This window comes from Falsiroseomonas sp. HW251, from assembly GCF_050563545.1.
GTDB lineage: Bacteria > Pseudomonadota > Alphaproteobacteria > Acetobacterales > Acetobacteraceae > Falsiroseomonas.
This window is the reverse complement of sequence record NZ_JBNXUM010000009.1, coordinates 209,745-232,266: the sequence shown is the minus strand read 5'-3', so window position 1 is coordinate 232,266 and position 22,522 is coordinate 209,745. Positions and strand designations below refer to the sequence as shown.

Annotated in this window: 21 protein-coding genes and 1 tRNA gene; 14 read left to right on the top strand and 8 right to left on the bottom strand. The window is 72.4% G+C overall.

Annotated elements, in window-relative coordinates:
• From ACLF3M_RS13480 to nusG, 5 genes are all read left to right on the top strand, one after another.
• The coding region (locus ACLF3M_RS13480) for a hypothetical protein (protein WP_430657453.1) at positions 1-115 on the top strand (115 nt) is incomplete at its 5' end.
• Positions 116-222: 107 nt separating this feature from the next.
• On the top strand, positions 223-672 hold the full coding sequence (locus ACLF3M_RS13475; RefSeq protein ID WP_430657449.1) for an RDD family protein: 450 nt from the start codon (positions 223-225) through the stop codon (positions 670-672).
• A 167-nt stretch (positions 673-839) separates the two neighbouring features.
• Positions 840-916 (top strand) — tRNA-Trp (locus tag ACLF3M_RS13470).
• 72 nt (positions 917-988) lie between these two features.
• A complete protein-coding gene (gene secE / locus ACLF3M_RS13465; protein ID WP_430657448.1) occupies positions 989-1,186 on the top strand; it encodes a preprotein translocase subunit SecE in 198 nt (65 codons plus the stop codon).
• Positions 1,187-1,192: 6 nt separating this feature from the next.
• Positions 1,193-1,729, top strand: a complete 537-nt coding sequence (nusG, locus tag ACLF3M_RS13460; RefSeq protein WP_430657447.1) for a transcription termination/antitermination protein NusG — start codon at positions 1,193-1,195, stop codon at positions 1,727-1,729.
• A 60-nt stretch (positions 1,730-1,789) separates the two neighbouring features.
• Here the strand turns inward: nusG and ACLF3M_RS13455 are convergent, their stop codons facing one another.
• Positions 1,790-3,055, bottom strand: a complete 1,266-nt coding sequence (locus ACLF3M_RS13455) for a hypothetical protein (protein ID WP_430657446.1) — start codon at positions 3,053-3,055, stop codon at positions 1,790-1,792.
• A gap of 286 nt (positions 3,056-3,341) precedes the next feature.
• On the opposite strand from ACLF3M_RS13455, the gene guaB reads away from it, so the two are divergent.
• Positions 3,342-4,811 (top strand): IMP dehydrogenase, encoded by a 1,470-nt coding sequence (guaB, locus tag ACLF3M_RS13450; protein ID WP_430657445.1) that lies wholly within the window; start codon positions 3,342-3,344, stop codon positions 4,809-4,811.
• A 3-nt stretch (positions 4,812-4,814) separates the two neighbouring features.
• Here the strand turns inward: guaB and ACLF3M_RS13445 are convergent, their stop codons facing one another.
• Complete coding sequence (locus tag ACLF3M_RS13445; RefSeq protein WP_430657444.1) at positions 4,815-5,597, bottom strand: hypothetical protein; 783 nt, start codon at positions 5,595-5,597, stop codon at positions 4,815-4,817.
• Positions 5,598-5,843: 246 nt separating this feature from the next.
• Between ACLF3M_RS13445 and ACLF3M_RS13440 the strand changes: the two genes are divergently transcribed.
• From ACLF3M_RS13440 to guaA, 3 genes are all read left to right on the top strand, one after another.
• Positions 5,844-7,151 (top strand): RsmB/NOP family class I SAM-dependent RNA methyltransferase, encoded by a 1,308-nt coding sequence (locus ACLF3M_RS13440; protein ID WP_430657443.1) that lies wholly within the window; start codon positions 5,844-5,846, stop codon positions 7,149-7,151.
• Positions 7,148-7,723, top strand: coding sequence for an N-acetyltransferase family protein (locus ACLF3M_RS13435; protein WP_430657442.1), 576 nt, complete (start codon positions 7,148-7,150; stop codon positions 7,721-7,723). Before ACLF3M_RS13440 ends, ACLF3M_RS13435 begins: the two co-directional genes overlap by 4 nt.
• Positions 7,724-7,966: 243 nt before the next feature.
• The gene (gene guaA / locus ACLF3M_RS13430) at positions 7,967-9,556 is read left to right on the top strand and encodes a glutamine-hydrolyzing GMP synthase (protein ID WP_430657441.1); all 1,590 of its coding nucleotides are present in this window, start codon (positions 7,967-7,969) and stop codon (positions 9,554-9,556) included.
• Between the two features lie 92 nt (positions 9,557-9,648).
• On the opposite strand, the gene ACLF3M_RS13425 is transcribed toward guaA, so the two are convergent.
• From ACLF3M_RS13425 to ACLF3M_RS13400, 6 genes are all read right to left on the bottom strand, one after another.
• On the bottom strand, positions 9,649-12,075 hold the full coding sequence (locus ACLF3M_RS13425) for an HWE histidine kinase domain-containing protein (RefSeq protein WP_430657440.1): 2,427 nt from the start codon (positions 12,073-12,075) through the stop codon (positions 9,649-9,651).
• 244 nt (positions 12,076-12,319) lie between these two features.
• A complete protein-coding gene (locus tag ACLF3M_RS13420) occupies positions 12,320-13,069 on the bottom strand; it encodes an SH3 domain-containing protein (RefSeq protein WP_430657439.1) in 750 nt (249 codons plus the stop codon).
• A gap of 7 nt (positions 13,070-13,076) precedes the next feature.
• The gene (locus ACLF3M_RS13415) at positions 13,077-15,362 is read right to left on the bottom strand and encodes a mechanosensitive ion channel family protein (RefSeq protein ID WP_430657438.1); all 2,286 of its coding nucleotides are present in this window, start codon (positions 15,360-15,362) and stop codon (positions 13,077-13,079) included.
• Between the two features lie 168 nt (positions 15,363-15,530).
• Positions 15,531-16,775, bottom strand: coding sequence for an Hsp70 family protein (locus ACLF3M_RS13410; RefSeq protein WP_430657437.1), 1,245 nt, complete (start codon positions 16,773-16,775; stop codon positions 15,531-15,533).
• Positions 16,775-17,896 (bottom strand): acyltransferase family protein, encoded by a 1,122-nt coding sequence (locus tag ACLF3M_RS13405; RefSeq protein WP_430657436.1) that lies wholly within the window; start codon positions 17,894-17,896, stop codon positions 16,775-16,777. The genes ACLF3M_RS13410 and ACLF3M_RS13405 overlap by 1 nt, the downstream gene beginning before the upstream one ends.
• 64 nt (positions 17,897-17,960) lie before the next feature.
• Positions 17,961-18,581, bottom strand: a complete 621-nt coding sequence (locus ACLF3M_RS13400; protein ID WP_430657435.1) for a TetR/AcrR family transcriptional regulator — start codon at positions 18,579-18,581, stop codon at positions 17,961-17,963.
• 82 nt (positions 18,582-18,663) lie between these two features.
• On the opposite strand from ACLF3M_RS13400, the gene ACLF3M_RS13395 reads away from it, so the two are divergent.
• The 5 genes from ACLF3M_RS13395 (at position 18,664) to ACLF3M_RS13375 (ending at position 22,506) form a co-directional block, all read left to right on the top strand.
• A complete protein-coding gene (locus ACLF3M_RS13395; protein WP_430657434.1) occupies positions 18,664-19,527 on the top strand; it encodes an MBL fold metallo-hydrolase in 864 nt (287 codons plus the stop codon).
• Positions 19,528-19,582: 55 nt separating this feature from the next.
• The gene (locus ACLF3M_RS13390; protein ID WP_430657433.1) at positions 19,583-20,464 is read left to right on the top strand and encodes a helix-turn-helix transcriptional regulator; all 882 of its coding nucleotides are present in this window, start codon (positions 19,583-19,585) and stop codon (positions 20,462-20,464) included.
• A 101-nt stretch (positions 20,465-20,565) separates the two neighbouring features.
• Positions 20,566-21,255, top strand: coding sequence for an isochorismatase family protein (locus ACLF3M_RS13385; RefSeq protein ID WP_430657432.1), 690 nt, complete (start codon positions 20,566-20,568; stop codon positions 21,253-21,255).
• 191 nt (positions 21,256-21,446) lie between these two features.
• Entirely contained in the window at positions 21,447-21,920 is a 474-nt protein-coding gene (gene ybaK, locus ACLF3M_RS13380) for a Cys-tRNA(Pro) deacylase (RefSeq protein ID WP_430657431.1), read from the top strand.
• Positions 21,921-21,948: 28 nt separating this feature from the next.
• Entirely contained in the window at positions 21,949-22,506 is a 558-nt protein-coding gene (locus ACLF3M_RS13375; protein WP_430657430.1) for a DNA-3-methyladenine glycosylase I, read from the top strand.
• Positions 22,507-22,522 lie beyond the last annotated feature (16 nt).

Below are 22,522 nucleotides of genomic sequence, written 5' to 3'. Positions count from 1 at the left end.
GACGATGGACGTCGAGCTGATCGCGCCGATCGCCATGGACGAGGGCCTGCGCTTCGCCATCCGCGAGGGCGGCCGCACCGTCGGCGCTGGCGTCGTCGCGAAGATAGTGAAGTAGGGCCCGTCCGCTTCGACGGATATGCGAGGGCGGGGGCGCGAGCCTCCGCCCTTTTTTCATGGCCGTGCTGGACAGTAGCCACAGGGCTGTGGCCTTTGCGGAACCGGATGGGCGAGAGGATCGGGATGTCCTTCGGCGGACAACAGGACGCGGTGCGTTATGCCGGCTTCTGGCCGCGGCTGCTGGCGCAGATCCTCGACCTGCTCTGGCTGCTGCCGCTCTCGGCCCTGCTCAGCGTGATCGGCGCGTTGGTCAACGGGGGCGAGATCTCCGACCTTGGCGAACTCATGCTCAACCTGATCGGCGCGCTGATCGTGCTGCTGTTCTGGGCGGAACGGCAGGGGACGCCGGGCAAGCTGGTGCTTGGACTGAAGATCGTGGACGCCGAGACCGGCGGCACGCCGACGATCGGGCGGCTGGTGCTGCGCTATGTCGGCTATCTCGTCTCAGCCCTGCCGCTCGGGCTCGGCTATCTCTGGATCATCTGGGATGCGCGCCGGCAGGGCTGGCACGACAAGATGGCGGGCACCGTGGTCATCCGGGACCCCAGGCGCTGATCCGGTGAGTTCGCGCCCTCGGCCGCCGGGCTGCGCATGTCCTCCAGTTGCTCGCTTCCCCTCGCGGCTTGTCACCCGCCGGTCCCTCCGCTATGCACCGCCCCTCGCGCGGCCCATGCGCGCCACGCCCGGAGACTGTCCGCAAGACAGGAGCCTGGCGCAGCGCTAGGGGCGTAGCTCAATTGGCTAGAGCGCCGGTCTCCAAAACCGGAGGTTGGGGGTTCGAGACCCTCCGCCCCTGCCATGCGGCCGCGCGAATGTCGCGGCCCGGCGCCCGGCATCGTTGCATCGTCTGGCGTCGGTGAAAGGGGCCGTCTTGGCCAAGTTCGATCCCGCGGGGTTCATCCGCGACGTGCGGCAGGAGGTGGCCCGCGTCACCTGGCCCACCCGCAAGGAGACCCTGGTGACCACGGGTCTCGTGCTGGGGCTGTCCGCCCTCGCCGCGCTGTTCTTCATGGTTGTCGACTGGATCATCGCCGGCGTCATGCGCCTGCTCTTCGGACTGGGGGTCTAGCCCGTCATGGCCGACAAGAAGTGGTACGTGGTCCACGTCTACTCGGGCTTCGAGAAGAAAATCTCGCAGCAACTGAGAGAGCAGGCCGCCCAGAAGGGACTGGCCGACAAGTTCGAGGAGATCCTCGTTCCCGCCGAGGAGGTCGTCGAGGTCCGCCGCGGCCAGAAGACGAACCAGGAGCGGAAGTTCTTCCCGGGCTATGTGCTCGTGAAGATGGAGATGACGGACGACGCCTGGCACCTCGTCAAGAACACGCCGAAGGTGACCGGTTTCCTCGGCGAGAAGAACCGCCCGACCCCGATCCGGGAATCCGAGGCGCAGCGCATGCTGAAGCAGATGACGGACCAGGCGGACAAGCCGAAGCGTCCCGCCATCGTCTTCGAGGTCGGCGAGCAGGTCCGCGTCGCCGACGGCCCCTTCACCAGCTTCAACGGCACGGTGGAGGAGGTGGACGAGGAACGCGGCCGCGTGAAGGTCAGCGTCTCCATCTTTGGCCGCTCGACCCCCGTCGAACTCGAATACGGGCAGGTCGAGAAGCTCTGACCTAGCCCCCCACCGCGCTTCCCCCTTCCCCGCCTTGCGGGGGAGGGGGCTCTCGCTACCTCACCCCAGCACCAGATCCGCCCGCCCCGGATCCACCGGCGCGCTCAGGGTCACCGCGATATCCGTCGTGCCGTTGTCGTCTGCATCCAGCACCCAGACCGTGCCCGTCGGATCGAAGGCGGCCGTGCCCGGGATCTGCAGTTCGCGCTGCGTCGTGTCGCTCTCGCCCGACGCCAGCCAGGCCTGGATTACCTGGTCGGACGCCGCGTTCGACGCGGCGGCGAAGCCGCTGATCTCCGCCGGCGCGCCGCGCACCCCCGCGGCATAGAGCTGGTCGCTCGACAGGTTCTGCAGCAGCGACACCACGTTCACATGCGCATCCGCGGGGTCGAGCTGCACGACATGCCCCTGCGCATCCAGCGCCGGCAGCGTCACCGTCGCGCCGATATGGCTGCCGATGCGCGAGACGATGTCGCCATCGGTGCGGATGTTGACCGCGTCGATGATCTGCAGCGCCGCGGCATCGCGCTTGCCGCCGTTGATCGTCTCGGCGGCGTCGCGCCCGCCCAGGCCGTCCACCGTGACGAGGCGCACCGCACCGTTGGGGAAGATGCCGCCACGGGCCAGAAGTCCCTGCGCCGCCTCATGCGCCGCCACTTCGGCGATAGCGCCGCCGAGGCTCGGCCCGACGAACTCCACCCCCGCCCCGCCGGCCCAGGCCGATGCGACGGCGTCGGCCACCATCTGGTTGAACGACGACGATTCCACCTGGAGCCGTCCAAGCGTCGCCGCCGTGACCTCGTCGGGGCGTGAGCCGACCTCGAGCCCGTCGATGACGAAGATGTCGGGCCCGTTCGGGTTGGGATGATCGAGCCGGAGGGCGGAGAAGCCCGTCACGGGATCGTCGTAGCGGCCGAGGATGGTGAAGGTCTCGCCGCCGACCAGCACGGTCTGCGCGGTCGGTCCGAGTGCATCCGCGATGCGCGGCGCGGCGGCGAGGGTCGCCATGGTCGCGATCTCGTGGCGCGGGATATCGGAGAAGCCGGTGGGCACCTCGCCGGTGGAGTCGGGCTGGCCGAGCCCGCCGGGCAGGCGGCCCGCGAGGTTGCCGAGGTCGTTCAGGTTGCGGATGTCCACCGGGCCGGAGAGCGCGGACAGCCCGCTGCGGTCCCAGATGTCGCGGAACACCGTGCCGCCGAAGACGTCGCCGACGCCGGAGGTGTCGAACATCGACGAGAGCGCGCCGCTGCCGGTGCCGAGCGCCGTGCGCAGATCGTCCTCGAGGCCGGAAAGGCTGTTCAATCGAAGGTCGAGGCCGCTGGCCATGGCTTGGGGTGGGCTCCGGAATGTTGAGGGGAGCTTGCCGAACGCCCGGGCCCCGCTTCTGTTCGCCACCGCCGGCCACGAACCCGTTATTCCCGGGGCGCATCCGTGCCCCGTCCCTGCGCGCTGGACCCCGGACCGGCATACGGTGTAGGGAGGGCCGCCAAGGTCGCCTTCCCCGAGAGGTTCCACCATGGCTCCCCCCGACAGCCCCGCTGCATCCCGCGCACCGTTCGACGAGCGGAGGGCGGAGCGTCCGCAGGATGCGGGCGCCGGAGACCCGAACCGGATGGGCGGCCGGTTCGAGGAGGCCTTCGCCTTCGACGACGTGCTGCTGGTGCCGGCCTATTCCACCGTGCTGCCCGCGGACACCGACACCCGCACCCGCCTGACGCGCGAGATCGCGCTGAACATCCCTCTCGTCGCCGCCGCGATGGACACGGTGACCGAGGCGCCGATGGCCATCGCCATGGCCCAGGCAGGGGGGATCGGCGTGATCCACAAGAACCTCTCGCCAGAGGACCAGGCGGCCCAGGTGCGCCGCGTGAAGAAGTTCGAATCGGGCATGGTGGTGAACCCGCTCACCATCCATCCCGACCAGACGCTGGCCGATGTGCGCGCCCTGCAGGAAACCCAGCGCATCAGCGGCATCCCCGTGGTGGAGCGCGACACCGGCCGCCTGGTCGGCATCATCACCAACCGCGACGTGCGCTTCGCCTCCGACCCCAACACCCGCGTCTACGAGCTCATGACGCGGGAGAACCTGGTCACCGCCGACGGCGATGTCTCGCCGTCCGAGGCGCGGGCGCTGCTGCACAAGCACCGCATCGAGAAGCTGCTGGTGGTGGACGACGCCTTCCGCTGCGTCGGGCTGATCACCGTCAAGGACATGGAGAAGGCGCAGGCCAACCCGAACGCGGTCAAGGACGCGATGGGGCGTCTGCGCGTCGCGGCGGCAACGGGCGTCGGCGAGGACGGGCTGCGCCGCGCCACCCTGCTGGTGGAGGCCGAGGTCGACGTCGTCGTGGTGGACACCGCGCATGGCCATTCCGGCGGCGTGCTCAGGGCGATCGAGCGCATCAAGCGCCTGTCGAACTCCGTGCAGGTCGTCGCCGGCAACGTCGCGACGCCGGAAGGCGCGCTGGCGCTGATCGAGGCCGGCGCGGACGCCGTGAAGGTCGGCATCGGCCCGGGCTCGATCTGCACAACGCGCATCGTCGCCGGCGTCGGCGTGCCGCAGCTGACGGCGGTGATGGAAAGCGCGGCCGCGGCGCGCGAGCGCGGCGTGCCGACCATCGCCGATGGCGGCGTGCGCTCCTCCGGCGACATCGCCAAGGCGATCGCCGCCGGGGCCGACTGCGTGATGATGGGCAGCGTCTTCGCCGGCACGGACGAGGCGCCGGGCGAGGTCTTCCTCTACCAGGGCCGCAGCTACAAGTCGTATCGCGGCATGGGGAGCCTGGGTGCGATGGCGCGCGGTTCCGCCGACCGCTATTTCCAGGCCGAGGTCTCCGACAAGCTGAAGCTGGTGCCGGAGGGTGTCGAGGGCCGCGTCGGCTACAAGGGCCCGGTCGGCGCGGTGCTCCACCAGATGGTGGGCGGGCTGCGCGCGGCGATGGGCTACACCGGCAGCGCGACGATCGCCGACATGCAGAGCAATGCGCGCTTCCGCCGCATCACCAATGCCGGCCTGCGCGAGAGCCATGTCCACGACGTCGCCGTCACGCGCGAGGCGCCGAACTACCGGATGGACGGGTAGGGGCTAACTCCCCGGCGGGGGCGCGCTGGCGGCGTAGTAGTCCCAGGCCGTCTCCCAGGCCACGCGCTGCAGGAAGCCCGCGGTCTCCTCGTCCAGGCCGCCATGCCAGGCATTGCCCTCGGGCGAGCGGCCGTAAAGAGCGACATAGACGATCGCCGCGGCGAGGTAGCCGCCGGCCTGGGTCGGCGTGCGGCCATCCTCGGCCAGGAGCTCGGTCGCCGGCCGCTGCGCACGGGCGCGGGCGAAGGCGAGGCCGGCCGGCACGACATAGGCGCGCACCGCATTCGCGCCGCGCGTCACGGCTTCCGCGATGCGCGCCGTGGCGTCCTCCGAGGCGGCCCAGGGCATCAGGATCACGGGCTCGGCGCCGGACCGGCGCGCGGCCTCGGCCTGGCGGCGCAGCTGGCGCGTCGGTTCCGCGCAGGCCAGGCATTCGTCCAGCACCGCGATGTCGAAGGGGCGGCGCGCCAGGGCGATGGGCTGGGCGGCATGCGGCGTCAGGAACGCCATCGGGTCGTACCAGTCCAGGCGCTGACCGTTGATCACTGCCGGCACCAGGCGCAGCCGCAGCGTGGAGTCCGAGCCCCGCAGCAATTCGTTCACCTGCGCAGCGAGCCCGTCCACGCCCTGGCAGCAGGTGCCGAGGAAGCCATCAGGGAGATAGGCCGCGCCGACCGGCGCGGCTTCCAGCGCGACGACGCCGGGTCGGGTCTGCGCGGCGGCGCCGCCGCCGATTACGAGCGCCATCAGCACCAGCCCGGCCGCGCGGGCGCGTGCAGGTGACATCGGCCTTCCTCCATTCGCCCTCCAGGGGGCGTTGGGCCGAAGCCTAGACCTGTTCCGGCCCCTTATGGAACCGGCGCGATGTGCTGCGCCGCATCACGCAATGCGGGCTTGCCGGCCGGCGCGGTCGGCGCAAGCATGGGTATCCGAGGAAGGAACAACGCCTTCGATGCCAGCCACCGCCGGGCGCGCGGCTGCCTCCCCCGTCGAGCCTCTGTCGCGCCGTGACGTGCCCGCGATGGCGCGCGCGTGACGCCCTCCGGGCGGATCCAGGCCGCGGCCGACCTGCTGGCCGCGGTGGCCGAGGAAGCGCGGCGTCCCGCCGACGCCATCGCCAACGACTTCTTCCGCGCGCGCCGCTACATCGGGGGCGGCGACCGGCGCGCGGTCTCGGAGCTCGCCTGGGGCGCGATCCGGCAGAAGCTCAGGCTCGACTGGCACCTTGCGAGGCTCGGCGTGCAGCCCTCCGCCCGGCTGCTGCTGATCGCGCATCTCGTGCTGGTGGAGCGCTGGACGCCGCAGAAGCTGGCGGGCCACTACACCGGCGACCGCTTCGCGCCCGCGGCGCTGGACCGGGCGGAGATCGAGCTGGTCAGGCGCCTCGCCGCTGCCAGGCTCCTGGACGAGGCGATGCCGGAAGGCATCCGGCTCAACCTGCCGGATTGGGCGCTGCCCGGGCTGAAGGAGCGCTTCGGCGACCGCCTGGCCGAGGAGACGGCGGCGATGGAAGGTGCGGCGCCGCTCGACCTTCGCGCGAACCTGCTGCGCACCAGCCGCGACGAGGCGCGCCAGGCGCTCGCGGCCGAGGGGATCGCGGCGCAGCCGACGCCGCTGTCGCCCTGGGGGCTGCGGGTCGAGGACCGCAAGCCGGTCTCCGCGACGGACGCCTTCCGCGGCGGCCTGGTCGAGGTGCAGGACGAGGGCAGCCAGCTCATCGCGCTGCTGGCCGATGCCCGGCCGGGGATGCGGGTCGCCGACTACTGCGCGGGGGCGGCGGGCAAGACGCTGGCGATGGCCGCGGCGATGGGCAATCGCGGTCACATCGTGGCCTGCGACGTCTCCGCGCCTAGGCTGGAAGGGGCGGGCAAGCGGCTGCGGCGCGCCGGCGTGGACAATGCCGAGCGCCATCTCCTGCAGCCCGGGGACAAGTGGCGCAAGCGCCGCGGCAGGAGCTTCGACCGCGTGCTGGTGGACGCGCCCTGCACGGGCAGCGGCACCTGGCGGCGCAATCCCGATGCGCGCATGCGCACCGGCGCGCAGGATCTTGCGGAGCTTTCGGCCAAGCAGGCGGAAATCCTGGAGGACGCATCTGAGTTGGTGCGTCCGGGCGGCAGGCTGGTCTACGCTACCTGCTCGCTCCTTCCGGAGGAGGACGAGATGCAGGTCGCGCGCTTCCTCGAGCGGCATGCCGATTTCGTCGTTTGTCCCGTGCCGGGCCTCTGGGCCGGGCTGCGCCCGGAGGTGGACGCGCCCGACCCTGCGCCGATGCTCGCGCTCTCGCCGGCGCGGCACGGCACCGACGGCTTCTTCGTCGCGGTGATGGAGCGCCGGCCGTGATCGCCGTCCGCCGCGCGCGTCCCGACGACTCGCCTGGCATCGCCGCCGTGCATGTCGCGGCGTGGCGGGCGGCCTATGCCGGCATCCTCAACGAGGACTACCTCGCGCAACTGTCGGAGGTGCAGCTCGGCCATTTCTACCACCGCGCGATCCTCGACCGGCGCGACGGGCACGCGGTCTTCGTCGCGACCGCGTCGGGGGCGGACCATCCGCTCGGCGGAGGGGCGGAAGCGCAGATCGTCGGCTTCGCCTCGGGTGGGCGGGCGCGGCGGCACGGGCTCGGCGCCGGCGAGGTCGAGACGCTCTATGTGCTGGACGATTTCCAGGAACGCGGGGTGGGGCGGCGGCTGATGCGGGCGATGGCGGCGCATCTGCGTGCGGTCGGCTGCGGCTCGGCCCATGCCTGGGTGCTGGCGGAGAACCCCGCGCGGTACTTCTACAGGCATATCGGCGGGCGCGCGGTGATGACGGACAGCGTGCTGGTCGCGGGGCGGCCGGTGCGCCAGACCGCGATGCTGTGGGACCCCATCGACACCCTGCTGAGCGCGACCGCGCCGGCGAGGGAGGGGTAGGGGCGCACTTTAGCCTTTTAGGATTTTAAGCTTTTAGCCCTAAAACGCGGCACGCGGTCGGCGCGGGCCGGTCCTGCCGTTGCCTGAGCGGACGGTCAGCGAATTCCGGGCGGATTGACGGGTTCAAAGAGCGGTTGGCCCGACGCGGACCACATTCCTAATCTAGCGCGAGGCGCGGCCGCGAGTCCAGCGCGAAGCGCCTTCCCGCTTGCCGACGCCCCGCCGCTGTGGTCATAGCCCGCCATGACGCCCCCCGCCGACTCCGCCGCCCCCACGAGCTCGCGCCACGAGCGCATCCTCATCCTCGATTTCGGCAGCCAGGTGACGCAGCTCATCGCGCGCCGCCTGCGCGAGACCGGCGTCTATTGCGAGATCTGGCCCTACAACGCCGCCCCCGAGGACCGCATCCGCGCCTTCGCGCCGAAGGGCATCATCCTCTCCGGCGGGCCGGCTTCCGTGACCGAGGGCGAGAGCCCGCGCGCGCCGGACTACGCCTTCGCCTCCGGGCTGCCGATCCTCGGCATCTGCTACGGGCAGCAGACGCTCGCACAGCAGCTCGGCGGCACGGTGGAGGGTGGGCATGCCCGCGAATTCGGCCGCGCCTTCATCGACGTCACCGGCGACTGCGCGATCACCCAGGGCGTCTGGGCCAGGGGCGCGCGCGAGCAGGTCTGGATGAGCCATGGCGACCGCATCACCGAACTGCCCCCCGGCTTCCGCGTGGTGGCCAGCAGCGAGGGCGCGCCCTTCGCGCTGATCGCCGACGATGCGCGCCACTACTACGGCACGATGTTCCATCCGGAGGTCGTGCACACCCCGCATGGCGCGCAGCTGCTGAAGAACTTCACGCACCTGGTCTGCGGCTGCACCGGCGACTGGACCATGGGCGCCTTCCGCGCCGAGATGGTGGCGAAGATCCGCGCCCAGGTCGGCAGCGGCCGCGTGGTCTGCGGGCTGTCCGGCGGCGTGGACAGCTCGGTCGCCGCGGTGCTGATCCATGAGGCGATCGGCGATCAGCTCACCTGCATCTACGTGGACCACGGGCTGATGCGGGCGAACGAGTCCGAGCAGGTCGTCTCGACCTTCCGCGACCGCTTCAACATCCGGCTCGTGCATCGCGACGCGAGCGACCTCTTCCTCGGCCAGCTCAGCGGCGTCACCGACCCCGAGCAGAAGCGCAAGATCATCGGCCGGCTCTTCATCGAGGTCTTCGAGGAGGAGCAGAACAGGATCGGCGGCGCCGATTTCCTGGCGCAGGGCACGCTCTATCCCGACGTCATCGAGAGCGTGTCAGCGACCGGCGGCCCGTCCGTCACGATCAAGTCGCACCACAATGTCGGCGGCCTGCCCGCGGGCATGCGCATGAAGCTGGTCGAGCCGCTGCGCGAGCTCTTCAAGGACGAGGTCCGCGCGCTGGGCCGCGAGCTTGCGATCCCCGAGGCGATCGTCGGCCGCCATCCCTTCCCCGGCCCGGGCCTGGCGATCCGCATCCCCGGCGAGGTCACGCGGGAGAAGGCCGACCTGCTGCGCAAGGTGGACAGCATCTATCTGGAAGAGATCCGCACCGCCGGCCTCTACGACGCGATCTGGCAGGCCTTCGCGGTGCTGCTGCCCGTGCGGACCGTCGGCGTGATGGGCGACGGCCGCACCTACGACCAGGCCTGTGCGCTGCGCGCGGTGACGAGCACCGACGGGATGACGGCGGATGTCTATCCCTTCGACATGGCGTTCCTGACGCGGGTGGCGAACCGCATCGTCAACGAGGTGCGCGGCATCAACCGCGTGACCTACGACATCACGAGCAAGCCGCCGGGGACGATCGAGTGGGAGTGAGGGGAGGGATCGGCTGCAGCGGGGCGACGCTGGAACGACGCTGATGGGCGGGAAGCCAACCCGGGCCTCCCGCTTGCGGCGGCACGCACGGTTTATTCGGAGACGGCGAGGGTAAGCAGCCGCCTGAGCGGGATTTCGAGATCGCAGACGAGCCCCGTGTCGGACCAGGATCGCGACACGGCACCGCCGAGCTGACCACGCACCGTGCTGTCGAGCACGCGCGAGCCGAAGCCCTGCCGCATCGGCGGGCCGTCCAGCCTCGGCCCGCCGGCTTCGGCCCAATGCAGCCGCAACACCTCGCCCGCCACGGACCAGGACACCGAGACACGCCCGTCGGGCACGGAAAGCGCGCCGTGCTTGACGGCATTCGTGGCGAGCTCGTGCACCGTCATGGCGATAGCCTGCGTCGCACCGGGCGGCAGCACCACGCTCGGTCCAGCCAGATCCACCCGCTGGCTTCCGCCCAGGAAAGGTGCGAGCTCGCCCTCCAGCAAGGAGCGCAGCTCCGCGCCTGTCCAGCGATCCGCGGCGAGCAATGTCTGCGCGCGCGCGAGCGCCGACACACGGCCCTCGACGGCACCCGCATAGGCTTCCACGTCCTGCCGCGGGGTGAGGCGAAGCGCGGACTGCACGACCGCGAGCGCGTTCTTCGCCCGGTGGTCCACCTCGCGGGCCAGGAGCACGAGCCGTTCCTCGGCACGCCGGCGCTCCGTGATGTCGAGGCTCACGCCGATCATGACCTTGCCCGCCTGGCCGTCGAGCACGCGGCCGCGGCTCAGCAGCCAGCGCTCCTCGGTGCTGCCGTCGGCGCGGCGCCGCATCCCGCGGAACTCGGCCGCGAAGTTCCCGCTCTCCAGCGCTGCCGCCCAGGCCTTGCTGAGGAGTTCGCGGTCGTCGGGATGGACCACCTCCAGCGTCAGCTCCGGCGTCATCGGTCCATCGGCGTGGGCGTCCAGGCCGAACAGCACGAACAGCTCGGGCGACCACCGCACGTGCCCGTTGCCGATGTCGATCTCCCAGACGCCGAGGCCGGCGGCCTCGGTCGCAAGCCGCAGGCGCTCCTCGCTCGCGCGAAGCGCTTCCTCGGCCTCGCGCCGTTCGGTCACGTCGATGTTGACCCCGAGAACACGTGCGCCTTGCCCCCCGGCGGCCGGCTGGCGGCGGCTTCGCACCTGGATCCAGCGCACCGCCGCGTTGTTCGCCCGGATGATGCGGTACTCGTTGCGATAGCCGTCGGCAATCCAGAGCTCCGCCCTGGTCTCCTTGTCCACGCGGTCCTGGTCGTCGGGATGCACGAGTGACAACCAGCGTTCGTAGCTGAAGTCGGCCGCCGCGTCGGGCGGCAGGCCGTGCAGCGCCAGCAGGCCTTCATTCACGAAGGACTGCCCTTTGCCGATATCCACCTCGAAGGTGCCTATGCCGCCCGCCTCCTGCGCCAGGCGGAGGCGCTCCTCGCTGGCCTGAAGCGCCCGGGTGCGTGCCTCGAGCGCGTCGGCCATCGCGTCGAAGCCCTCGGAAAGCCGCGTCAGCTCCGAGCTCGCTGCGATGGAGCCGACGCGCGCTTCGGTCTTCCCTTGGCGCCACTGGTCCATCGCAGCGAGCAGCCGCCTGATCGGGGGCGCTATGTAGAGTCTGCCCACCAGCAGCGCCGCCAGCATCGCCGAGAGCAGGCCGATCCCGATCAGCAGGAAGCCGCTCCAGGTGGCGCGGTCCACGATCGCGAAGTTCTCCTCGAAGGACAGGCCGGCACTGACGTAGAGGCCCAAGGAGGGTCCGACCGGCACGAAGCCCAGCACGCGCCGCGTGCCATCCTGGCTGACGAGTGGAAGCGAGCCTGGTTGCGACGCGTGCACGAGGGGGAGGAACTCGTCGGGGATGCGCGTGCCGACGAAGCGATCCGGCAGCGGGGCTCTCGCGACTATCGTGCCGCTGCGGTCCGCCACGGTGACGGAGCCCCCGGGCGGCAGCCCGCGTTCCTCGAGATGCGCCGACAGCCAGCGGAGATCGAGCGCAGCGATGGCAACCCGGTCCACCTCTCCATCCGCGCCGTGGATCGGCACGGCCAGCGGCAGCACTGGCCGCCCGGTGAGCCGTCCCACCGCGTAGTCGCCGACGGCGAAGCGGCCGGACCGGACGGCCTCCTGGAAATAGGGCAGGTCCGCCAGGCCAAACCCCGGCGGCACCTCGGCGGAAACGCAGAACAGCCGGCCCTGCCGATCAGCCACGACCAGCCTGGCGTATTCCGTGAATTGCCGCTCCAGATCGGCGATGTAGACGGCGCAGCGCTCGTCCTCTCGCGCGACGACCGAGGGCGCGAAGGCAACGGCGCCGAGGAGCTGTCGTGTTCCCGCGATGATGCGATCGATCTCGGAGGCGGCGTGCATCGCCGCGCGCGTCGCCTCGGCGTTCACTTCCGCGGTGCGCTGGCGACGCAACCCGAGTTCGCTCGCGACCTGGATGGACGCGGCGGGCAGCACGGCAGCCACGCACAGCACCACCAGCCTGAGCGAAAGGTTCACGCACGCCTCCGACCGCCTCGGGCGGCTCGGATCCCGCGCCCGCCAATCAGCTCTGGAGGCTACATCGCAAAGGGGACATCCCAACAAACAAAGACGCGGGCGAATCAACCACTGGTCATCAAGACGCCGAGATATCGCGGCCAACGGTGGAAAGCCGAAGGGGTGAGCGGCCCCTGATCGCCCGCGCAGCCCGCCGGGCGGTCACGCTTTCGTTGTCCAGGGGGCTGGACGCCGTCGCCGCGCCTCAGCGCGGCGCCGCATCAAGCAGCGAGTTGTGCATCCAGCCCCAGGCGACGCCATCGGTCCCCACCTGGAGCCAGCCCCCCGGCGCCTCGCCATAGACCTCGAGCGGCGTGGAGCGCGGCGCGACCCGCAGCACCTCGCCGTCACGCGGTGCGCTGCGTATGTTGGCGCCGCTGCGTGACGTCGTGACGATCCGCCGCAGCGCGACGAGCGATGGCGGCGCCGTCGGGCCGGACGCCGCCGGCAGCATCGTCGGGCCGGACGCCGCGGCCGGCAGCGTCGTCGCGCCGCTCTCGGCATCCCACGAGTTCCAGTCCGGCAACGGCGGCAAGGCGCCCGCGACGGCGCGCAGGCTCGGCGGGCCGCCGCCCTCGAAGCAGCGCTCCGACAGCAGGAGGAAGACGCGCGTCGCTTCTGGCCCGCTGGCGGCGATCGCGAAGTCGCTCACGCGCGGCGCGTCGCCCTCGAAGGTCACCACCGCGACATAGGGCAGGAACGCCTCGGCGGCGCCGGGCAGGGCGGCGCGCCCACAGACTGCGACGCCGGGCTTCATCGCCTGCGGGAAGACCTGCACGCCGCGCTGGCGCAACTCGCTCGCGGCGCGCAGGCGCGCGCGCACCGCGGCATGTGCGGCCTCCAGGGCGGCGGCGTGGCGCGGCTCGGGCGTCGCCGCCCGCGACGGTGCTTCCGGCTCCTCGCGGCAGGCCGCGAGCGACGCCACGATCATCCAGGCGGTGCAGAGGCGGCGCATGACCGCGTTATGCCGCCGCCACGCGCGGTGCCGCCCCGGGCGCGGCACCCGCCGGGGCGCCCAGCCCGCTGCCCGCGACCGCAAGCCCCGCAAGGCCGAGCCGATGGGCCAGCGCCAGCACCTCGCGCAGGATCGCGTGCTTCGCCGCGCGCTCCGCCGCCGCGCTCGAGGCGGCGAGATAGGCGCTGAACTCGACCTCGATCCCCTCGAGCCCGATGCCCGTCGCGCCGACCAGGCTCCGCTCCGGCACCACCTCGGGCCGCGCGGCGAGGATGTCGCCGATGCCCTGCAGCAGCGCGTCCACCTGCTCGGCGCCCGCGCCCCAGCCAATGACGAGCTTGCCGGCGGCCAGCCGGTGCCGCCGCGTGCCGAGGTTGTTGATCGTGGCATCGGCCAGCTTGCCGTTCGGCACGATCACCAGGCTGTCCTCGGCCGTGCGGATGCGGGTGGAGCGGATGCCGACCTTCTCGACCGTGCCCTTGACCTCGCCCGCCGCGATCCAGTCGCCGCGCCTGAAGGGCCGGTCGGTGAGCAGGATGCCGGCGCCGAAGACGTTCTGCAGAGTCTCGCGCGAGGCGAAGGCGAAGGCGATGCCGCCGACGCCGAGGCCCGCGATGATGCCGGCCACCGGGATCGAGAGCGCGGTCGCCACCCAGAGCAGCGCGCCCACCACGAGCAGCAGCTTGGCCGCGCCGGCGACGAGCGAGACCATGATCTCGTCCAGCTGGCTCGGCGTGCCCTGCGCGACGCCAGCCAGGCGGCGCGCGACGGCGTCCACCAGGTGCCAGCCCGCCCAGGCCGCGGCGAGGGCGAGCGTCGTGGTGCAGAGGAGGTGCATCGCGGTCTGCACCACGTCCGGCAGGCCGAGCTCGCTGCTGCCGACGAGCCAGAGCGCGCTCGCCGCCGCGATCCGTGCGGGCCAGCGGATCCGCGCCGCCTCCGCGGGCTGCGCGCCCGAGGTCCAGCGCAGGATGGCGGCGGAGGGCCAGCCCGCGAGCAACCCGACGAGCCAGCCGCCGAGCAGCACGAGCGCGATTCCAAGGACCTGCCACGCCTCCACCGGCCCGAGCCGCGAGAGCAGCGCCGGCGCATGGCTGCCGATCCACTGCCGCAGCGCGAAGAAGCCGGAAGGCGGCGGCGCTGTGGCGGCGGCCTCGGGGTCGGGCGGCATCGTCTCGAAGGCGGCGTAGAGCGGACGCAGCGCCTCCACCGTCTCACGCGCGACGCGCCACTGGGCCGGCGCCTCGGCGGCCGCGGCTTCGGTGTCGCGCGCCACCACGACGCGGCCGAGCGGATGCTCGAAATGCACATAGGGCCGGGGAGATGCGGGATCGTCCGGCACCTCCTGCGGCAGGACGGGCCCGATGCGGGCGAGGATCTGGCGCAGATACTCCGCGGCGAGCCGCCCCTCATGCGCGCGCACCGGCTCGGTGATGCCGGAGAAATCGAAGGCGGCAAGCCGCGCCGCCTCCGGCGCGCGCGGGTCGAGGAGGGTGAGGAACACGTCGCGCGGGCTGCGCAGGCCGAGATGCGCATCGGCCGCCGGCGTCCCGCCGCGCGCCGCCTGCATGGCGCGGGTCCGCTCGGCCAGCACGCCGGCCTCGGGCGCCACGATGAACCAGCGCCCGTCGCGGCGGCGGAACGTCAGCGGCAGCGACTGGTCCGTGCCCGCCTGGCCGAGATGGACCGCGAGCTCGTCCCCTTCCGCGGAGCGGCCCGGTATGGACCAGAGACGGAAGGTCGCGAGGTCGACCGCGTCCGAGAGCGCTTGTGCCGCCCCGATGAGCTGGCCCGGCCGCATCGGCGCGGCGGCCTCGGCGAAGTCGAGCACCGCGACGGCCCCGCCCCAGGCCTCGACGTCGCCGGCCCTGGCGCGGTTGGCGGCGGCGAGGAAGGTGCGCATCGCGCGCCGCGGCGTCGCCTGGTCAACCGGAAGCCGCGCATCGGCAGGGGCGACGCGGCCGCCGGTCCACCACTCCCCGCTGTCGAAGCGGCCCATGAAGGACTGCCCGTCATCGGAGAGGACGAAGAGGAAGCGGCCGAAGCGGTCTCCCTCGACCCAGCGGCCCTCGAGTTCCCGGCCGCGGACCTCGGCCTCGATCCGGCCGTTGTAGAGGGGGTAGGCGCCGGTGACGCGCGCGCCCTCCTGCCGCAGGTCGAGCACCGCGCCCCCGCCACGCCAGCGCGTGTCCCAGGTGCCGGTCCAGTCGGCCGCGCGTGCCGCATCGGCTGCCAGCGCGAGCAGGACGCCCAGGACAAGCGCCGCAAGCCGCGCGACAAGGATGGTCCGCATCGCCAGAGGCCTCCTCCTCCTGCCGGATCAGCGGGCCAGGCCGAAAAAACTCTGGAAGAGGCGAGCTTGTGGCGTTTCGGCCGGTGACAAGTTCGCGACGTCGTCGACGGGCCGGCACCAGGGATCACCAACGGGTGAGCGGCTTGAAGCTGGCGCCGCGCGCGCAGGCTACACGGCCTCGCCTGCGATCAACGCCAGCCCTTCGGCGACCGACACGAACTCCCCGCCCGTGGCCACGCGATCCGAGCCGAAGCGCTCCTCGAACAGCTGCCGCACCGCCGGCACCAGCGAGGTGCCGCCGGTGAGGAAGACACGGTCCACCTGGCCCGCGGCAAGCCCCGCATCGGCCAGCGCGGCGTCGAGCGCGCCGGCGATGCGCGCGAGCTCCGGCGCGATCCAGTCCTCGAACTCGGCGCGGGCGATCGGCGCCTCCAGCACGAAGTCGGTGTGGGTGAAGCGCAGCACCGTCGCGGCCTGCCGCGACAGCTCGGCCTTGGCCGCGGAGACGGCGCGATAGAGCGCATAGCCCGCCTCGTCCTCGATCAGCCGGATCAGCCGGTGCAGGCGTTCGGGATGCGCCGCGGTGCGCGCGACGCTCGCGATGTCGCGCAGCGTGCGCGGGGCGCGCATCAGCGACAGCTGGTGCCAGCGCGCGAAGCTGACATACCAGCCGATCGGCACCGGCAGCATCTTGCCCATCACGGCATAGTCGCTGCCCTTGCCGAGCGCGGGCGAGACCACGCGGTCCATGATGCGGTAGTCGAAGGCGTCGCCGGCGATGCCGACGCCGGCATGGCCGAGCGCGGTGACGCGCCGCGGCGGGCCGGGATCGAAGCGCAGGACGGAAAAGTCGCTGGTGCCGCCGCCGAAATCCGCGACCAGCACCGTCGCCGCGCCATCCAGCCCCGCGGCGAAGCGATGGCCGGCGCCGGCCGGCTCCAGCGCGACCTGCACCTGCTCCATGCCAGCGGCGGCGAAGGCGGCGCGCAGGCGCTGCTCGCCCAGGCCCTCCTCCTGCGTCTGGCCGACGAAGCGGACGGGGCGGCCGATGACGATGCGTGCGCCCTCGATCTCGGCGCGGAAGGGGGCGAGGAGCTCGCGCAGGAACAGCGCGACCAGCTGTTCCAGCCGCCAGGCGCGGCCGGCGATCTGCGTCTCGGTGAAGCTGCGCTGCGCGAGGTAGCTCTTCAGCGACATGATCAGCCGGCTTTCCAGCGGATCCTCGAGATAGGCCTCGATCGCGGCGGGGCCGGCGAAGTGCCGCGTGCGGCCCCCGGCTCCGGAGAGGAAGCAGAGGACGGAGCGGAATACCTCGCCGGTGGGGTGGCGCAGCGTCTCGACACTGCCATCGGGGCGCAGCAGGGCGACGACGCTGTTGGTCGTGCCGAAATCGATGCCGATCGCGGGGCGCATCACGCTTTCCTACGCGGCATCCCGACCAGTAGCCGCGGCGCGGCGAAGGGCTCGACCAGCCAGCGATAGGCGGCGAGCGTGATCGCCGTCGTCGCGACCACGATGATCGCCCAGGCCGCGGCGCCGGGCATCGCGAGCGGCAGCAGCGCCGCAGCGATCAGCAGCAGCGGGACGTGGTGCAGCACATAGACCGCCATGGTGGACCCGCCGAGCCAGGACAGCGCGCGGCTCGCCGCGGGCGGGTGGCGCCCGGCATAGCCGAAGGACGCGCCGATCGCGCCCCAGGCGCAGAGCCCGACGCCGATGCGCCCCGTCACGCTGTCCGGCGCGGCGACCATCAGCGCGAAGCCCAGGGCGGCGAGTGCCAGGAACAGCGGGGCGTCCTGGCGCAGCCGCCCCTCCAGGCCGGGCCAGGCCGCGAGCCAGGCGCCGAGCGCCACGCAGGCCGCGTAGAACACCAGGCTGCCCCAGTCCTGCACCAGGTTCGACAGGTTCGGCCAGTAGGCGTCGCCCGCGACGGCGACGACGGCCAGCGCCGGCGCCGGCAGGAAGGCGAGCATCCGCCCGGGCATCCGCATCGAGACGACCTGGCGCGCCAGGTGCTGCAGCAGCGGCAGCAGCACGACCGAGATGATGAAGAGGTAGGCGAGGAACCAAAGATGCGACCAGGTCAGCAGGTTCAGCCGTCCCCAGTAGCGCGGCAGGAATTCCAGCAGCCCGGTCGTCAGCGGGTCCACCAGGCGCCAGCCGCCCAGCCCGATGTTGCGGCCCTGCTGCAGCTCGATGAAGCGGATGATCGGGCCGAGCAGCAGGATGCCCGCGACGAGCGGCAGCAGGATGCGCTCCGCCCGGTCGCGCAGGAACCGCGCGCCGCTGCGCCGGCGCAGCGCGACCACGGAACCCCAGCCCGCCAGCGCGAAGAACAGCGGGATGGTGCCGATCCGGAACGCCTCGTAGATCACCGTGGGGAGGAGGTGGGGGCTCGCGCTCTTGACGTGGTAGCGCGGCTCACTCGTGAAGATCAGGGTCGCATGCGCCACGATGATCGCGAAGCAGGCGACGACCCGCAGCAGGTCGAGATCGGTCCGGCGCGAGCCCGGGCGCGGGGCGAGGTCGGTCATGGGCGGTGTCGGATCCTGGTGCCGGCGTCGGGTCCGGCAGGTCGGGCTTCCGGAGGCGCGGGCCTTATGCCTCGCCCGGCGCGGCGGGTCCATGCGCGGGCGCGGCGCGCAGCCCGTCCAGGGCGGCGTCCACCGCGGCGGCCAGCGCCGTCTCCGCCTGGCCGGCGCGGGCCAGCAGCAGCGCGCCCTGCAGTGCAGCCAGCACCATCACCGCCTGCGCCTCCGGCCGGCGGGTCGCGGCGACCTCGCCGCCGGCCTGGCCGCGGCCGAGCGCGGCGGCGAGCGTGCCGAGCACGGCCTCGATCGTGCCGGCGACGGCGCGCTGGATCTCCGGGTCCTCCACCAGGCCCTCGCCGATCGTGTTGCCGACGAGGCAGCCGCAGCCGCCGGGCGTCGCCGCGGCGTGGACGGCTTGCAGGATCATCGCCTTCAGCCCGGGCAGCACGGGGCCCTCGGCCAGCGGCGCCAGCAGGCCGAGCCAGCCCTGGCGGTAATGCGCGAGCGCGGCGAGGAAGAGCCCGCGCTTGTCGCCGAAGGCGGCGTAGAGGCTGCCGCGCAGCACGCCCGTCGCCTCGACGAGGTCGCCGATCGCGGTGCGTTCGTAGCCGTGGCGCCAGAAGAGCCGCATGGCGGTGTCGAGGACCGCGGCCTCGTCGAATTCGCGCGGCCGGCCGGTTCGGGTCATGCGGAGGCGATAAGATATCTTGACTGCACGTTCAATAACCGCATTTGTTGAATGTCTGTTCAAGAAAACGGAGCCCGATCCGATGAAGCGTCGTTCCCTTCTCTCGCTCGCCGCGCTGCCGCTGCTGGCGCCCTCGGCCTGGGCGCAGGCGCCGCTGCGGCGCGCCACCGCCGCCGGCGCGCGGGTGGTGACCGCGGCGCATCCCGCCGCGACGATCCACAGCTATGTCTCGGCCGCGGACGGCTTCCATGTGGCGGCGCATGTGATCGAGGGTCCGTCGGGGCTGGTGCTGGTGGATGGCGGACTGACGCCGGCGGCGGGCGGGGAGATCCGCGCGCTGCTCGACGGGCTCGGCAAGCCGCTGCAGGCGGTGCTGCTCAGCCACTTCCATCCCGACCACTGGGCGGGGCTGACGGCGGCCGGCCTGCCCGAGGTTCTGGCCGGCCCGGCGACGGCGGAGCTGATGCGCGCCGCGGGGCCTTCCATCGCGGCCTCGCTGCCTTTCGCGCCGGCGGTGCCGCGCGTCGGGGTGCAGGCGCCGGGCGCGCTCAGGCTCGGCGGGGTGGAGATGGCGGTCTCCTATGTCCGCGACACCGAGGCGCCGGAGATCATGGTGGTGGAGATCCCGGGCGCGTCGGCCGTCGTTGTGCAGGACATCTTCTACAACGGCGTGCATGCCTATGTGTCGCGCCGGCTCGAGGCCTGGATCGCCGCGCTGCGCGGGCTGGAGTCGCGGGGCGACGTGACCTTCCTGGTCGGCCATGGCGAGCCCGCGACGGCGCGCGAGATCCCGCGCCTGGTGTCGTATCTCGAGGCGGTGCAGCCGATGGTCGCGACGGGCCCGGTGGACCAGCGCGCGGTGGTCGCGGAGATGGTGCGCCGCTTCCCCGACTTCGCCTCGCCGGAGTTGCTGGCGCTGAGCCTCGGGCGCCTGCCGCCGGGCTGAGGCTTCTGCCGGCCGTGCCCGATCCCATATCGCGGCGGAACGACGAAGGCCCGTCATGACCGACCCCGCGCCGCTCTCAGCCGGCATCGCCGCGCAGTACCGCGCGCCTGCGCTGCGGGACTATGTCCGCCACCAGGCGCTGCTGGGCCGGGCCGGGCACCTCATGGAGATCGCGCAGCCGCCCGGCGAGTACGGCAGCGCGCCGGCTGACGAGCTGCTGCTGGTGCAGCCGCAGGTCGCGGGGATCGGGCTGCGCAAGGTCTGGGGCGCCGGGCGCTTCGACGGCGTGGCGCCGGTGCGCTCGCTGTGGCTGGTGCCGCCGCGCACCGCGACGGCGCTGACCGTGCGCACGCGGCACGTCATCCGCACGCTCTCCATCGGCGCGGCCAGCCTGGGCGATTCCCTGCCGGACCGCGCGCGGCCGGGCGACCTCGGCGCGCTGGCGGCCGCCCCCTTCTTCAGCCCGCTGGCCGATCACCTCGTGCAGGCGCTGTGGCATGCGGCGGCGGCGGGCGAGGACAGCCGGCTGCGCGTGGACGGCGCGCTGCACCTGCTGCTGGACGAGCTGGCGCGGCTGGCGGGCGAGAAGCCGCCGCCGCGCCGCGGCGGGCTGGCGCCGTGGCAGGTGCGGGTCGCGACCGAGGCCATCGCGGAGCAGCCGGCGGCGACGCTCTCGCTCGCGGCGCTTGCCGCGCTGGTGCGCCTCTCGCCGCAGCATTTCGCGCGGGCCTTCGCCGCCTCGCTCGGCGTGCCGCCGCACCGCTACCAGAAGCAGCTGCGCATCCGGCGCGCGGCGGCGCTGCTGGAGCAGGGCAGGCTCTCCGTGACCGAGGTCGCGATGGCGGTCGGCTACGATTCCGGCCAGGCGCTGGCGCGCGCCTTCCGGCAGGAGACCGGCGTCGCGCCGCGCGACTGGCGGCGCGCCCGGATGGCATGACCGCAGGATCGGTCACCTCGGCGCAGGATCGGGCACGACGCGCGGGGCGGGGCGGGGCTAGGCGGCGGGCGGTGCAACCGCCGGAAAGGAACCCACCACCCATGACCACGACCGTCCCGCCGCGGCTCGACCCCGCCAACGCGGTCTTCCTGCCGATCGACTACATGCACGGGCTGATGTCGGCCTGCCGCTCCATCGAGCCCGGGATCCTGCGCAACAACGCCATCGCGCTGGCGAAGGTCGCGAAGCTCTTCGGCCTGCCGACCTTCGGCACGGGCGACCGCTCGGGGCGCACCTATCTCGGCGCGGAGATGACGGAAATCGAGGCGATCATCCCGGAGATGCGCTTCATCAACCGCTCCTCCGTCGGCGCGTGGGAGGCGCCGGGCTACGCCGACGCCGTGCGCGCGACCGGGCGCCGCCAGCTGATCATGGCGGGGATCACGACGGAGCAATGCGTCGCCTTCACCGCGCAATCCGCGCTGGCCGAGGGCTACCAGGTCCATGTGGTGCTCGACGCCTCCGCCTCGCTCGACGAGCGGTCGGAAATGGCCGCGGTGGCGCGGCTGACGGCGATGGGCGCGACGGTGACGACCTGGTCGCCGCTGGCGGCCGAACTGCTCGGCGACTTCGCGCGGCCCGAGGCGATGGGGCTGATCCGCATCTACTCCGAGCACCAGGGCTCGCTGCGCATGGTGGAGGACGCGTTCAACGTCGCGACCGCGGCGGCGCGGAGCGCGCTCGGCGCCGGCGACAACGCGGCGCGCGAGGGCGCCTATCACGGGCGGTAGCGTTCCGCGCGCCCCGGCACGCCGTCATTCGAGCGGCCGGATTCGCCGCGGCGGCGATGTCGCCTTCGCGGATCAGGCGCCGGCCCGCGATCAGCCTGGGTGTGCGCACCGAAGGTGGGCGCGCCAGGGCGTGAAGCGCCGGGCCATCGGGCTGACGACAACCAGCCGGATCCGGGTCTAGTCATGGCGGCATGTCCAGGGCGACGCGCGCGACGACGGCGCTGGCGAAGGCGGGCATCGCCTTCACCGTGCACGAATACGACTACGACCCGGAGGCCGACAGCATCGGCCTGGCCGCCGCCGCGGCGCTGGGCGAGGACCCCGGGCGGGTGCTGAAGACGCTGATGGCGCTGGTGGACGGCAGGCCCGCCTGCGTCATCGTCCCGTCCGACCGCGAGGTCTCGATGAAGCGCCTGGCGGCGGTCTTCGGGGCGAAGGCCGCGCAGATGATGAAGCCGGCCGAGGCCGAGCGGATCGCGGGCTACAAGGTCGGCGGCATCAGCCCCTTCGGGCAGATGCGGCCCGTCCGGACCGCGATCGAGGAAGGCGCGCTGGTCCACGACCTCGTCTACGTCAATGGCGGCCGGCGCGGGCTTCAGGTGAGGCTCTCGCCGCGCGACGCGGCGGCCTTCCTGAAGGCGATCGCCGCGCCGGTGGTGGCGTGACGCGCGGGTTGCGTGCGACGCTGCGCGCATGACCGCGAAGACCGTGACCCGCTGCGCCTGGGCGAGCAGCGATCCCCTGATGGAAGCATACCACGACACCGAATGGGGCGTGCCGGTGCGCGATGCGCGGATGCTGTGGGAGACGCTGATGCTGGAGGGCTTCCAGGCAGGCCTCTCCTGGCAGGTGATCCTGCGCAAGCGCGAGGCCTTCCGCGCGGCCTTCGCGGGCTTCGATCCCGTGGCCGTCGCCGCCTTCACGGAGAAGGACATCCAACGCCTGCTGGCGGATGCCGGCATCGTCCGGTCGCGCGCGAAGATCGAGGCGACGATCGCGGGCGCGCAAATCTTTAACACGATGCAGGCGCGCGGCGAGGACTTTTCAGGGTTCTGCTGGTCCTTCACGGAGGGCAAGCCGATCCGCGGCGACGGCAAGGCGACCACGACGCCGCTGGCCGAGGCGATCTCGAAGGAACTCAAGCGGCGCGGCTTCAAGTTCGTCGGCCCGACGATCGTGTATGCGTGGATGCAGGCCGTCGGCATCGTGGACGACCACGCCCCGGGCTGCTTCCGGCACCGGGCGGCGTGACGTGGATATACCATTG

Excerpts from the sequence above, each read along its gene's own strand:
- ACLF3M_RS13420 (WP_430657439.1), bottom strand. The coding sequence starts at position 13,069 with ATGCGCCGCCTCTGCACCGCCTGGATGATCGTGGCGTCGCTCGCGGCC.
- ACLF3M_RS13455 (WP_430657446.1), bottom strand. The coding sequence starts at position 3,055 with ATGGCCAGCGGCCTCGACCTTCGATTGAACAGCCTTTCCGGCCTCGAG.
- ACLF3M_RS13390 (WP_430657433.1), top strand. The coding sequence starts at position 19,583 with ATGACCGACCCCGCGCCGCTCTCAGCCGGCATCGCCGCGCAGTACCGC.
- ACLF3M_RS13385 (WP_430657432.1), top strand. The coding sequence starts at position 20,566 with ATGACCACGACCGTCCCGCCGCGGCTCGACCCCGCCAACGCGGTCTTC.
- ACLF3M_RS13410 (WP_430657437.1), bottom strand. The coding sequence starts at position 16,775 with ATGCGCCCCGCGATCGGCATCGATTTCGGCACGACCAACAGCGTCGTC.
- ybaK (WP_430657431.1), top strand. The coding sequence starts at position 21,447 with ATGTCCAGGGCGACGCGCGCGACGACGGCGCTGGCGAAGGCGGGCATC.
- ACLF3M_RS13405 (WP_430657436.1), bottom strand. The coding sequence starts at position 17,896 with ATGACCGACCTCGCCCCGCGCCCGGGCTCGCGCCGGACCGATCTCGAC.
- ACLF3M_RS13400 (WP_430657435.1), bottom strand. The coding sequence starts at position 18,581 with ATGACCCGAACCGGCCGGCCGCGCGAATTCGACGAGGCCGCGGTCCTC.
- guaB (WP_430657445.1), top strand. The coding sequence starts at position 3,342 with ATGGGCGGCCGGTTCGAGGAGGCCTTCGCCTTCGACGACGTGCTGCTG.
- ACLF3M_RS13445 (WP_430657444.1), bottom strand. The coding sequence starts at position 5,597 with ATGTCACCTGCACGCGCCCGCGCGGCCGGGCTGGTGCTGATGGCGCTC.
- ACLF3M_RS13415 (WP_430657438.1), bottom strand. The coding sequence starts at position 15,362 with ATGCGGACCATCCTTGTCGCGCGGCTTGCGGCGCTTGTCCTGGGCGTC.
- nusG (WP_430657447.1), top strand. The coding sequence starts at position 1,193 with ATGGCCGACAAGAAGTGGTACGTGGTCCACGTCTACTCGGGCTTCGAG.
- ACLF3M_RS13375 (WP_430657430.1), top strand. The coding sequence starts at position 21,949 with ATGACCGCGAAGACCGTGACCCGCTGCGCCTGGGCGAGCAGCGATCCC.
- guaA (WP_430657441.1), top strand. The coding sequence starts at position 7,967 with ATGACGCCCCCCGCCGACTCCGCCGCCCCCACGAGCTCGCGCCACGAG.
- ACLF3M_RS13475 (WP_430657449.1), top strand. The coding sequence starts at position 223 with ATGGGCGAGAGGATCGGGATGTCCTTCGGCGGACAACAGGACGCGGTG.
- ACLF3M_RS13395 (WP_430657434.1), top strand. The coding sequence starts at position 18,664 with ATGAAGCGTCGTTCCCTTCTCTCGCTCGCCGCGCTGCCGCTGCTGGCG.